Annotated in this window: 6 protein-coding genes and 1 pseudogene; 3 read left to right on the top strand and 4 right to left on the bottom strand. The window is 44.1% G+C overall.

Features of this window, described 5'->3' with window-relative positions; genetic code table 11:
- Nucleotides 1-365: 365 nt before the first annotated feature.
- A pseudogene (locus RCO84_RS01910) lies at nucleotides 366-1,455 on the top strand (AAA family ATPase); the annotation flags it as partial.
- 120 nt (nucleotides 1,456-1,575) lie between these two features.
- Here RCO84_RS01910 and RCO84_RS01905 read toward each other — a convergent pair.
- The 4 genes from RCO84_RS01905 to RCO84_RS01890 form a co-directional block, all read right to left on the bottom strand.
- Nucleotides 1,576-2,181, bottom strand: a complete 606-nt coding sequence (locus RCO84_RS01905) for an aminotransferase class IV family protein (RefSeq protein WP_317583674.1) — start codon at nucleotides 2,179-2,181, stop codon at nucleotides 1,576-1,578.
- A 13-nt stretch (nucleotides 2,182-2,194) separates the two neighbouring features.
- Nucleotides 2,195-3,184: an aminodeoxychorismate synthase component I gene (locus RCO84_RS01900; protein WP_317583673.1), complete on the bottom strand. Its 990-nt coding sequence runs from the start codon at nucleotides 3,182-3,184 to the stop codon at nucleotides 2,195-2,197.
- A gap of 444 nt (nucleotides 3,185-3,628) precedes the next feature.
- Nucleotides 3,629-5,158: a hypothetical protein gene (locus RCO84_RS01895; protein ID WP_317583672.1), complete on the bottom strand. Its 1,530-nt coding sequence runs from the start codon at nucleotides 5,156-5,158 to the stop codon at nucleotides 3,629-3,631.
- Between the two features lie 62 nt (nucleotides 5,159-5,220).
- Nucleotides 5,221-8,037, bottom strand: a complete 2,817-nt coding sequence (locus RCO84_RS01890) for a TonB-dependent receptor (RefSeq protein ID WP_264910317.1) — start codon at nucleotides 8,035-8,037, stop codon at nucleotides 5,221-5,223.
- A gap of 598 nt (nucleotides 8,038-8,635) precedes the next feature.
- On the opposite strand from RCO84_RS01890, the gene RCO84_RS01885 reads away from it, so the two are divergent.
- Together RCO84_RS01885 and RCO84_RS01880 are read left to right on the top strand one after the other, a co-directional pair.
- Nucleotides 8,636-11,335, top strand: coding sequence for a SusC/RagA family TonB-linked outer membrane protein (locus tag RCO84_RS01885; protein ID WP_317583668.1), 2,700 nt, complete (start codon nucleotides 8,636-8,638; stop codon nucleotides 11,333-11,335).
- Nucleotides 11,336-11,347: 12 nt separating this feature from the next.
- Nucleotides 11,348-12,964, top strand: coding sequence for a RagB/SusD family nutrient uptake outer membrane protein (locus RCO84_RS01880; RefSeq protein ID WP_317573371.1), 1,617 nt, complete (start codon nucleotides 11,348-11,350; stop codon nucleotides 12,962-12,964).
- Nucleotides 12,965-13,264: the final 300 nt, after the last annotated feature.

The raw sequence follows: 13,264 nt of genomic DNA, 5'->3' as shown, positions 1-13,264 counted from the left end.
GCCAGAAGATTTTTCATGTTGCAAATATAAGTATATTTTCCGAAACTTGCAAGTTTTTGAGCATTTTTTTTCAAAAAAAGGCTAATTTTCTTATGTTTTTTATAAAATAGCCCCCATATTGGGCTTCTAGCCCGTCCATTTTCCCTGTTTTCCTCCATTTTGCCGATATAAAACCTACACCTTATTATATATAGGGGAGATTGGCGGTCCTACACCTTATTATATATAGGGACCATCCAGATACGAATGTATGAGTATCTACCAGGAATGTTGTTTTCTGCAGATTACCGAAAAAAAAACGTTTTTCTTTGGTATTATTCCCTTAAGTTGTATCTTTGCACAAAATTACAAGTAATACTGGAGATATGAAGCAAGATACTAAAAGAATACCTTATCGACGCAATGACTTCGTACAAATCATAGAGCAAAACAATTACTATGTGGACAAGACGATGTATTTGCCAGCATTGGAAGATGAGGCGGTAAACCTCTTCTTTATCCGTCCTCGCCATTTTGGCAAGAGCGTATTCATCAGTATGCTCCAAGCTTATTATGACTGTAACATGAAGGATAAGTTCAAGGATCTGTTCGGCAATCGGTGGATTGGCAAGAATCCTACTCCCCTTCAAGGCAAATATCTGGTTCTCTATCTTGATTTTTCGCAAGTAGGCGGACGTATCGACCAGCTGGAAGAGAAGTTTAACCGTTATTGCAAAGTGAAGCTGGATAGTTTTGTGGATGTCTACCGTCAATACAATTCGGAGGATTTTGTAAAGAAGGTCTTCGAGGCCGAAGACGCCGTAGACAAGTTGATACTTATCAACGACGAATCAAAGAAGCTGAATCTTCGTACCTATCTCATCATTGACGAATATGACAACTTCACCAACACGGTGCTCAACGAGCAGGGTGAAGGAGTAAATCGTGCCATTACCCATGCTGAGGATTTCTATCGTGATATCTTCAAGAAATTCAAAGGTTCGTTTGAACGTATCTTTATGACGGGTGTGAGTCCTGTGACGCTCGATGATGTAACCAGCGGTTTCAACATCGGATGGCATATATCCACCAAGAAGCAATTCAACCAGATGTCAGGATTTTCTACAGAAGATGTCTATCTGATGTTCAACTATTATAAGGAAAAGGGCGAAATTGCAGCCAATGCCAACGATGATAGACCCTAACACCAAGACCGACTATAACAAGATGAAAAAGCTCATCCAGCTCGACAAGCTAGATGGCGACCGAAAGGGCGTGATTCGCACGATTGCCGAGAAAGAAGAGATTGTGACTACACTCTATGACACCTTCCCTGCAAGAATGACAACAGACCCGCAAGTATTTCCAAGCCTGCTGTTTTATTATGGCATGCTTATCATCAAGGCTACGAGAGGAGCAAAGCTTATACTCGGAATTCCAAACAACAATGTGCGCAAGCAATATGATGAATATCTGTGGAGGTGTTGGAACCTCAATGGCGTTTTCTCGAAACCACCAAGAAATTTGCAATAATTTTAGTAGCCATGTTCGCTACAACCATAAAATATCTTGTATATCAGAAGAAATAGAGAATGTTCAAAAGTGGACATTCTCTATTGCTATTTCTATTTCACCAAAGTCAATCATCGCATTAAAAAGACTTACCTTGTTGGCATTTCGCAAATCTTCCAATGTAATATCTGCTTCTTGTATCATTCCCTTGTCCAATAGTGCGGCTCTTTTTGTGCCTGGCAATAAGGGATGTCTGGGAGTCACCCAATGTTTGCCGTCAAATATGGCAAGGTTCGTGAATGAGGTATCCGTTAAAAGTCCATGTTTGACGATGATGATGTCGTCACAGTTTCCTTTCTGTGCGACCAAGGCATTGAGGCGACTGCGGTCGGTACTTTTATAGCCATACGTTATCGTGTCGTCTGCGACCACTTGAAGGGAGTTTATGTTTCGAATAAAATACGGAGCATATTCTACTGCTTCAACGCCTTGTTTGCCATACACCACTCTCGCCTTGTAAAAATCCATACTTTCCGTTGGATTTATCAGTTTTTCCAATGAAGGCATGGACGCATTGCATAATGAAGGAAAGAACTTACAGATCGTTCTTTCCATTCTGTCCTGATGGTATGCAAGAGCTTGTGTCTTTCCATTCACAATTTTTATTGTCTCTACGAATTGCTGTGCCATATTAAAATCTATTCTATTCAAAAGGAAGATACACTTTTTGTAACACTTCCTCGTATTCTTTACTGCAATCACTCTTCGAAGTAATGCCTCCTCCTGCCTTGAAATACGTTCCCAGACCGTCATATTCAAGAAAGCGTATCATTACAGCCGAGTTGAGTTCACCATTATTATATATACCCATGACTCCTGTATAGAATCCACGGTCATACCCTTCCGCCTCATGGATTATTTCCATAGTCTTGTCCTTTGGCGCACCTGTTATGGAACCCGCGGGCAACATTGCATCCAATATGTTTCCGATGTGCTTTTGATAACCAGTTGGCAACTTGCCACTTATTTCGGAACTGGTCTGGAGAATATTCCCCTTATTGGTATGGAGCACATCAATATAACGGTATTTATCCACCCTTACATGCTCCGCCACACGGCTAAGGTCATTTCGAATCAGATCCACAATGGTAGCATGTTCGGCAGCTTCTTTTTTGTCGCTCATCAACACTTGCTCTGCTTCGGGTAAGGACGCGTCAATGGTTCCTTTCATCGGATAAGAAAATATCATTCCGTTCTTTATCCTCACGAATGTTTCCGGCGAGAAACACACGAACTGCCTATTGCTATTATTGTCTTTTAGTAGAATCTTATACTTGCCTTTAGCACGTAGGAAGATGTCCTCCAACGTAAGGTTGCAGTCCACAGCCACCTTACAAGTAAGGTTGGCAAGATAACAGTTTCCACGCAGGATGTTGCTTTTGACAGTTTCAAAACTTTTCGTGTAATCTTCAAAATTTGGCTCAGACACTTTCCACGTCGGATGTTTGGTAACCGAAGAGAGTGACTGCCGTTTTACATTGGTTATACCCTCAAAGTCATAAAGGCATTCATCGATAGCTATTTCAGATAGCTTCCGTATGTATGCTTCCGAACCTGCATAGTTGACGACAAAAAGGAAAGGCTCCTTTTCGTTAGCCAAATGATTGATACAGTCTATAATATTTTGTTTCATTGTCTTATATTTTAATGTTACTGAAACATCTGTCCAGTATCTTATATCTTTGTTGAGCATTCTTGTTTGTTGGCATACTTATGCGATTTTATTATATAATATTGCAAAGATAGCTATTTCTTCGCAATATCATTTTTTTTTTTGATAAAAAAAAGTAAAAATGGAGAGATGTTGTTTGAAGTTGCTTTTTTCATCAACCTTCATGGTTACTTCCTTAGAAGAGATAGGGATTGTAGGTCATCATCTTTACTGCAAATGTATGACTAATATTTCACGATGCTTCTCTGTTTTTTGAACTGTTACAAAAAATGCTATTGCCTCATTTTTCTCAATACTACAAAAAAAGCATGGCGCAAATCACTGCGCCATGCCCCAATAAAAGAAAACCTTATAGTCAAAATAGAAATTAGCGATTCTAATTCTTGTTCTGGTACTAATCTTTTTCTAGTACTTTGCATTCTGAGGGTCGAAGTTGGTCCAACCGCTCATCCAGTTGTTGCTGCCATCGAAGGCTCCGATGTAGGTTACGGTGTCGAAACCTGTCCAGCCAGTGAAACTTGCGGCACCAAGCAATGGGCTTCCTGCAATAGGAGTATAGCCATCTGCACCAACCAATGAAGTCCATGAATCAAAATACTTGTTGCTCTGCTCTGAGAAGAAGAAGGTGTTGCTGTATGACTTCTGATTCTTGTCGATATCCTTCTTGTTCGCTGCATCGTAGAGATAATCCTCATACTTCTTGTTGGCATCAGTACCAACGGCATCCATACCAGCGAAATATACATTCTGAAGCTTGAACTTGCCATCCTTGGCATCCTTCACGGTTTCACCCTTCTCCCCATCAACAATCAAACCGATAGGCCAGCCTAAGGCTACAGAGTTGATGCAGTTGAGGTTAGAAGAACGGCGAATCTGCATGGCTGACTGGAACTTGCCGAGGGCTGAACCGTTGTTTGGATTGTATGCTCCGGCAGTGATATAATCTGTGGTGTTCTGGAACTTAGAATCCAATACCTTAGGACCTACAAAGGTGATGTTAGAGAAGATTGCCTTGGTACGAGGATCCACGGTTGCACCATCAGCACAGTTGTCGCTCTCGAAACCGTTGCTCTGAGAGGTATCGGCTATCTTGCTGTCGCGCAGAGAAAGACCATACTGCACCTTTCCTGAGAAACCGTTATCGGTATCGAAATCATCATCCCATCCCTTGTAGGCTACGAGATACTTGCAGTTTACTGTACCGCCAAACCACTCGAAGGAATCATCATTGGAATAAGATACCTGAACGTGGTCAATCTCTGTGCCTGAACCCACAGAACCTAAGGTTAAACCATTAATCTCCTTATCCTTCTGGAATGGATAACCGGCAAACTCAATGCGTACATAACTCAAGGCTCCTGAATTGTCAGCATCATCTGCGCCACCATGCTTGGTACGAGGACCACCCTCTATCTGCTGCTCAGTCTGGTTATTCTTAGCCTTGCCGCAGAGGATGATGCCACCCCAGTCGCCAGGCTTTCTGCTACCGGCAGCCTCTTCAGATGTAAAGACGATAGGCTCTGTGGCTGTACCCTTGGCGATGAGCTTGCCGCCACGCTCAGCGATGAGTGCCGCCTTGGTCTGCTTGTCGCCCTTGATGATAGTTCCCGGTTCGATGGTAAGCTCAGCACCATCTGCAATATATACCCATCCCTTGAGGAGATAAGTGCCTTTCTTCAAAGTCTGCTTGCCTGTGAAGACGAATTCCTGGTCGCCGTTGCCAATCTGTGTTCCGTTGGCGTTTTCCTTGTCATCTGTTCCGAAGAGGATGTGGTCGCAAGCCTTCAAGCCGCCATTGGTTGTCCACTTGTAAACTACTCCTGATCCAGGATTTGGAGAAGGAGTTGGATCGTCATTGTCACTGCTGCAGCTGCTCAACATAGCAGATGCTGCGAGGATGCCCACGCATCCTAAAAAATACATCTTGTTCATCATTGTTTTCTGTTTTATTAAACAAATATCTAATATTATCTTTCTTGAAATTCTACGGATAGTCTCTAAAATTTATAGATTGCCTGCAAACCGATGTTTCTGCCCGGCTTGTAGCATCTTGCTATTTCTTCTACTTCCTTCTTGCTTCCGTCGCTATACGTTACATCGGCAAACTGCTTGTAATATATCTTTTCTGCAAGAAGATCCCTTACGTTGAGCTTCAGCTCCAGATGCTCGCCGAATTTCTTAGCCAGCGAGAAGTCGATGGTGTTGCGGGGCATCTCGTAGCTGTGAGGCACTCTGGCGTTGGAGTCATCGCCTGTGCTTCCCTCGCTTCTGCCCACACCGATGATTCGCTTGCCTATACGGTTGTAAAGCAGGGCGATATCCATCTTTAATGGCTCGTTCTTATAGAAGATGCCGGTGTTGATAAGGTATGGCGACTGACCCTGCATCGGTCTGTCTTCTTCCTTCGCTCCCTTCTCAAACTGCACCTTGCTCTTGATGAGAGCACCGTTAAACGACCAACTGAAATCCTTCAATCCTATGAATCCGAGATTCTTTCTGATATCCAGCTCCACACCATAGTTGTTAGCACTCTTCGCATTCTTGTAAGAGTAAATCAAGTCAGTGCCACCAGCCACCGTATAGGTCCACTCGATAGGAGAATCGAAGTGCTTGTAGAAGACTGCCAGCGAAATGAGCTCTCCACGGGATGGATACCACTCATATCGCAGGTCGAGGTTATCGACATAACAGTTCTTCAACTCAGTGTTTCCCTGCACATTGCTGGCAAGGTCGAAGTCGTAATACACCGACGACGATACTTCACGGAATTCCGGGCGGTTAATACTGCGGCCATACGACAGTCGCACCTGGTGCTGGTCGTTGATCTTATATGTTGTATTGAGAGATGGAAAAACATCATCGGTCTTGTAATGACGGCTCGATTCACTCTTCTCGTAGTCACGGGAATTGGAGATGAGTTCCATATCATTATGCTCGAAGCGGACACCGGCGTGGATGCCGAGTTTGCCAAAGGGGAGAGACAACGCCAGGTATCCTGCGCCTAAGGTGTTGTGTCCGCGGTAGTTGTTGCGCATCTGCTTTTCCTCCAGAAGATACAGCTTGTCGTAACCCATGTTTGCCTCGCTGGAGAGCAGGGTTGGGATGTCGCTGTGGCGGAAGTCGGATGGCAGGTTGTTATCTGAAACATTCCAGTTGTAGATGAAGTTGCGGGTCTGGTATTCTCGGCTGCGATACTCCCCGTAGGCACCCACTTGCAAGTCTGGCTCAAAGTTGCCAAACTTGAAGTGGTGCTTGTCATTTACACCAAGAGAGAGAATGTGTTCGTCGAGTTGAGTCCACTCGCGGGATATGTCGTTGCCGGTGCTCAGGGCATAAACGCCCGATTCTAGAGCATCGTCGATGAGGTATCTACGACGGTCAGGCAAATGGCGGTTGGCATACGCATACCCGATACTCCAGTCAAGGGCATCGCTAGTGAAGGTGTGCTTACCGGTAAGCTGACCGTTATATGTAGTTCTACTGCGGTAGTAATACTCTGCGCTTCGCTCCAGGTTCGACTGGGCGCTCACGCCATCACGCCAGGTATATCGGCTGGTAGCCAACTGGTTGAAGATGTTCTTGAGCTGATACTTGTGATTGCCGTCCTTGGAAAGAAAGGTGAAGTTGAGCATTGCTCCGAGTCTTACGTTATTATTATACTGATCGTCAATAGAGTGACGAAGATAGTTTGGCTTGTCGTTTGCCGCATCATAGATGCCATAGAGATTGTTCTCCATGTTCTCGTAGGTGCGGTATTCGTTGGTATAGTTCAGGGCGGCGAGCATGCCGAGTGTTCTTCCGCCGAGCATCCAGCGCTGGTTCAGGCTGGCTGCCAGTTTCAAGTCGCCCAAAGGCTTCTTGTTCTTGATGAGCCAATCATTATTGAATCCGTTGCCCAGGAGCGAAGTAGCATAATCGCCCACTGGTTTTCCGTTGGCATCGAGCTGTGGATTCAAGTCAGCATGGATGCCCCCATTCAGGTTTCTCAAGCCATTATCGAACCCAAGGAAATCGGTTCCGGAACCTTTTGAGTAAGAAAAGTCCTTGAAGGCAGAAGATGTATTCCAGTTTCCGCCCACGGCGATGTTGAAACTGTTTTCTGCCGGAATCTCCTTGGTGTTGACGATGATGAAACCGCCTGAGTAATCAGCGGGATATTCAGCCGTTGGCGACTTCACTATGGTAAGGTTGTCAATCTGCGAACTTGGGATGATGTCGAAGGAGAATGCTCTGGAATCAGCCTCAGAACTAGGCACTGCTCCTCCGTTCACCCACACATTGTTGTAGCGCTGTGACAATCCGCGAACCATCACGAATTTATCGTCGATGAGGCTCACGCCTGGCACTCGGCGTATCACCTCACCCGCATTCGTATCCTGAGTTCTGGATATTTCCTGTGCCGAAACATTACTCACGATGACGGGACTGCTTTTGGCCACCTGTATCATTGCCGCATCCGTATTACGCCTTTCCACTGCGGTAACGGTCACCTCTTTCAGCTGCTGTTCATCAGGTTGCAGCGCGATCACCTGGTCTGCGTCCTTCGCCTGAACCCCGTCAATTTTTTGAGTCTTATATCCTACATAATTTATATATAGTGTATATTTCTTGTCTTTATCCAATCCATCAATCTGGAAGTTTCCGTCGATGTTGGTGATAGCCTTCACGTTGGTTCCATCCACAGTGACGACTGCACCGATGAGTGTCTCTTTCGATTTCTGGTCGATAACCACACCCTTAATCTGTTGCGCCCACGTTGGCATGCTAGCCGCCGAGAGCAATCCTAATACAATAATTCCCCTTTTAGCATTCATAACCTATATCGTTTGATTACGGTTGCAAAGGTACGGCAGTATTATTACATTGCGATTGCGATGAGATTGAAAGGCATTGACGAAGCTGCGACAATGGTGTTACGGTTGCAATAACTAAAGATATTTAAATATTTAACCCGATATTTGGAGATAAATAAAGGAGTCCACTTTAAAAAGTAGTTTTTGGTTCTTTTTCCTACAAAATACCATTTGATTATCAGATGGTTACGTACATATAAAGATATACTATTTATGAGAGAACGCCAAAAATATCCGTAGCCACATTGACTACATTTGAAAAATTTCATGACTTTTACCATTATTCTTTAATACGATAACATTAAGATACAAATATATAATAATGGTTGCTGACCTGTGATGTAATAATGGAAAAACACAAATTTTTTACATTCTCAAAAAACTCCACGAATCGTTATATTCTCGGGCAGGTGCGGCTGTGATAGAGATTTACTCGAGGTATTTCGATTTTTATCGTTAATAATGCATAAATATTGGAGTTTATATACGTTTTTTAATGTATTGCACCTTATCTTTGCTTATCGGAAATCATCCATAACCAAAGTAAAAGAAATAGAAAATGGCAAAGAGCAAAAAAGATTTTACATTACTTCTCATTGCGCTCTTTTGCAGTTCTTTGGCTCATGCACAAAAGCAAGTTCCTGCAGAACGGAAAGATTCCATTGACAATGGAAGTAATATAATAAAGATAGTTGGAAATCATTCCAACAAGGGTGCGGCCAACAACGCCCTTGACGTGTTGAGTGGTCAGGCTGCTGGTGTCAATGTGACATCCAACGGTCTGGATCGTATGGCTATGCTCAATAGTGTGCGAGTACGTGGTACAACCTCCATCATCGGAGGCAATGACCCTTTAGTGCTGATTGATGGTGTCACTTCTGACGTACTTACCCTATCAACCATCTATCCTGCAGACATCGAGAGTTTTCGTATATTAAAGAATGCTGCGGAGACCGCCATGTATGGTTCACGTGGAGCGTCTGGTGTTATAGAGGTGAAAACCAAGAAAGGCACAGGACGAGGATTCCAGATTTCGTATGAGGGTAATGTGGGGTTCGAGCAGATGTACAAACACCTGGAGATGCTCAATGCTGCTGAATATGTTGCAACAGCAAAGGCATTGGGTATCTATTGCAACAACGGAGGTTTCAATACCGATAACTACAAAGTGATAACACGCACGGGTATGGTGAACAATCATTACCTTGCATTCAGCGGAGGTACGCCACAGTCAAACTATCGTGCATCTTTCGGAGTAATGGACCACAACACCATCATCAAGAAGATGGACTATAACGTTTTTGTTGCCAAAGTTGATGTAACCCAGAAAGCCTTCAATGACAGACTAACCGGAGAATTCGGAGTTTTCGGCTCTTCATTCAAGAACCATGACATCTTTGATACGCAGATGCTGTTCTATTCCGCAGCATGCCAGAACCCAACTTTCCCTGCTGGTACTGACGAGCATGGGAACTGGCTGAAAAACGAATCTGCAACGCATGTCAACCCACCCGGGATATTGCTTGAAGAGAAAAACGACTCCAAGGATTTGAACTTTGACGCGCACATAAAGCTGAGCTACGATTTCAATAAGAACTGGCGTGTATCCACCTTCGGCTCTTACCTGTATGGCTCTACCGAAAACGGACAATTCTGTCCGACATGGGTATGGGCACAAGGCAACGTGTACCGTGGTGAGTTCAAGAAAGAGGAATGGCTTGGCAATGTATCTCTTGATTTCAACAAAAGGTTCGGCATACATAAGGTCTCTGCTGGAGTAAGCAGTGAATACAGAAAGCTGAGAAAAACAGCTTTCTGGGTGTATGCCAAGGGCATACCTACAAACGATTTTCATTACGACAATCTCGGTGCGACGGCAGCCCGTCCGTATGGTGGAACAGAAAGCACTTACGAAGACCAGTCTCTGGCTTCTGTAATGGGAAGCATCACTTATAATCTGCTTGACAGATATACCTTAGCAGTTAATGCACGCGGTGCCGGATCGTCAATGGTTGGTGACAACAACACATGGGGATTCTTCCCATCTGTATCATTCACTTGGGACATGAAGAAGGAAAGCTTCCTTGCCAACATAAAACCGCTGTCAGTGCTAAAACTCCGCACGGGTCTGGGACAGGCCGGCAATCTTGGCGGTATCACAGCCTACACAACCATGAATACTGTAAGGCAGACAGGCATTGTTCCGATTAAGAATTCTCCGACAGTAACCCTTGGTATGGTAAGAAACAACAATCCTGACTTGAAGTGGGAAACGAAGACAACGTTTAACCTCGGTGCGGACATTGGTCTCTTTGCCAACAGGCTTATGCTTACAGCGGAGTATTACTATTCCAAGACCACCGACATGCTCTATGCCTATGAGGTTCCGGTTCCACCATTCGCATACAATACATTGCTGGCAAACATCGGTTCAATGTCAAACCGCGGATTTGAGCTGGGCTTGTCCGTGCAGCCAATAAGCAAGAAGGACATGGATCTTAACATCAATATGAATCTGTCGTTTCAAAGCAACAAACTTATCTCGCTAAGTGGTGATTACAATGGAATGAACATGTCGGCAGCGAACATCACCGCTATTGGATCATTGGATGGTGCTGGTCAAAATGGCGGCGACAACAACGTGGTCTATCAGATAGTTGGACAGCCGCTTGGCGTTTTCTACCTACCCCATTGCAAGGGACTTGTCAAGAACGAGAACGGCAGCTATTCTTACGACATAGAGGACCTTGATCATAATGGCAAGGTGGATTTGAGCGACGGAGGCGACCGATACATTGCAGGACAAGCCACACCAAAGGTGATCCTTGGCTCAAACATCAGTTTCAGATACAAGAATTACTATGTCTCCATACAGATGAATGGAGCATTCGGGCACAAGATTTTCAACGGAACAGGACTGGCTTACACAAGCATGGCTTGCTTCCCAGACTACAATGTCTTTAAGGATGCTCCAAAGAAGAACATCATAGACCAGAGAGTCTCTGACTACTGGCTTGAAAAAGGTGACTACCTGAACTTCGAGCATCTGACAATAGGCTACAATGTGCCTTTGAGGAGCAAGCTTATTCGTTCCTTGCGTGTATCATGCAACATTAGCAACATTGGAACAATCACCGGATATAAAGGTTTGACACCAATGATAAATAGCTATGTTGTCAACAGTACGATGGGTATTGACGACAAGCGCAACTATCCATTATACCGTACTTACTCATTGGGACTGAGTGTACAATTTTAAAACGAAAAGAGTATGAAGACTATTATTAAATGCATATTAGCAGCCCCGTTAATGCTTTGTTTCAGCAGCTGTCTGGATGAGCATCCCAAAGACCAGCTGGACCAGGAGGCAATCTACAACAATGCTGATAATATATACAAAAACGCAGTAGCTTCCCTGTACAACTACATAGGGAGCAATCAGGAGTCGGAAGGGCTTCAGGGAACTTGCCGGGGTATTTGCGACTACAATACCTTGACCACTGACGAGGCAATGATTCCTATCCGTGGTGGAGACTGGTATGATGGCGGTTTGTGGGAGAACATGTATCAGCACAACTGGAATGCCAATGATATTAATTTATATAATGTATGGAAATATCTCTTCAAGGTAATAGTTATATCTAACCAGTCGCTTTCTATCATTGACAGCCATAAGAGTCTGCTTTCTGCAGAACAGACAAGAGATTTCACGGCAGAGGTAAGAGCTGTACGAGCCTTGTTCTACTATTATGCGATGGATATGTTCGGGCGTGTTCCTATCGTGACATCATACGACGTGAAATTGGAGCAGGTAACGCAAAGCGAAAGAAGTGAAGTATTCAAGTTTATTGTTGACGAGTTGCAGGATGTTGCCCCACAGCTCGCCGATGAGCATTCCAACAAGGAGGGGAACTATTACGGACGTGTGACACGCCCGGTCGCAAACTTCCTGCTTGCAAAGCTTGCCTTGAATGCGGAAATATATACGGATGATAACTGGACCGACGGCAAGCGTCAGGACGGGAAAAGCATTTACTTCAATGTGAATGGCGAGAAAAAGAACGCTTGGGAAACCTGCATCTGGTATTGCGAACAACTGCGGCAAGAAGGCTATGAGTTGGAGAGCGACTACGCATCGAACTTTGCGGTTCATAATGAAAATTCCAAGGAGAACATCTTCACAATCCCTTTGGACAAGAACTTATATTTGAACGAATACCACTATCTTTACCGCTCACGCCACTACAAACATGGTGGAGCTTATGGTGGTTCTTCTGAAAACGGCACATGTGCAACTATTTCAACCGTCAAGGCTTTCGGTTACGGAACTGATCATGTTGACAATAGATTCAAGATAAACTTCTATGCAGATACCGTGCTTGTTGACGGAAAGAAGATATATCTAGACAACGGAAAGCCTTTGGTGTATATGCCACTGGAATTGAAGCTGAATCTAAGTGACAGTCCGTATAAACAAACGGCAGGTGCCCGTGTAGGCAAATACGAGGTTGACCGAACCGCCTATTCGGACGGACGGCAGGTTGACAACGATATCGTCCTTTTCAGATATGGTGACGCGCTGTTGATGGAAGCCGAGGCGAAAGTTCGCAATGGCGAGGATGGTTCAATAGAGCTGAACGCTATAAGAGACCGAGTAGGAATGCCTCATGTGGAAGCCAATTTGGACAACATTCTAAAGGAGCGTCTGCTGGAATTGGTTTGGGAAGGTTGGAGACGTCAAGATCTCATCCGTTTTGGCAAATATACCAAGGCATATGATCAAAGAACTCCATTAGAAAAGGAGTCTACCGGGTTTACAACGGTTTTCCCAATACCACAAAGATGTCTGGATTTAAACAAGAAATTAAAACAGAATCCAAGTTATTGATATAGTTGCCATAAGCTTTTCATTCACATGAAATCATTTTAAGGTAATAAGGGTTCAGGATCATGGGCTGACAAATTATAATTGCTCATATTTTAGTCTGCCCTGCCAAGACTGCCAAGGTGAGCGCATCATCATTGCACAGCAAATTGGAACTTTTGATGTTTCGGTATTGCGTAAGCCTTTGTGCTGTCTTGGCTATAACTAAAAAGGACCTTCTGTAAATTGGTCTACTTCCTATTATTTGAGAACTGATACGTTACTATCAATTCCATTTTAATTCAAGTTCCTATTTCTTAATAG

Origin of the sequence: Segatella copri, from assembly GCF_949820605.1 — a bacterium.
GTDB lineage: Bacteria > Bacteroidota > Bacteroidia > Bacteroidales > Bacteroidaceae > Prevotella.
Note: the sequence above shows the minus strand (reverse complement) of the source record. Positions and strands in the feature narration are given on the sequence as shown.

Bases quoted from the DNA above. Each gene is read 5' to 3' on its own strand.
- RCO84_RS01880 (WP_317573371.1), top strand. From the start codon at position 11,348: ATGAAGACTATTATTAAATGCATATTAGCAGCCCCGTTAATGCTTTGT.
- RCO84_RS01895 (WP_317583672.1), bottom strand. From the start codon at position 5,158: ATGATGAACAAGATGTATTTTTTAGGATGCGTGGGCATCCTCGCAGCA.
- RCO84_RS01890 (WP_264910317.1), bottom strand. From the start codon at position 8,037: ATGAATGCTAAAAGGGGAATTATTGTATTAGGATTGCTCTCGGCGGCT.
- RCO84_RS01905 (WP_317583674.1), bottom strand. From the start codon at position 2,181: ATGGCACAGCAATTCGTAGAGACAATAAAAATTGTGAATGGAAAGACA.
- RCO84_RS01885 (WP_317583668.1), top strand. From the start codon at position 8,636: ATGGCAAAGAGCAAAAAAGATTTTACATTACTTCTCATTGCGCTCTTT.
- RCO84_RS01900 (WP_317583673.1), bottom strand. From the start codon at position 3,184: ATGAAACAAAATATTATAGACTGTATCAATCATTTGGCTAACGAAAAG.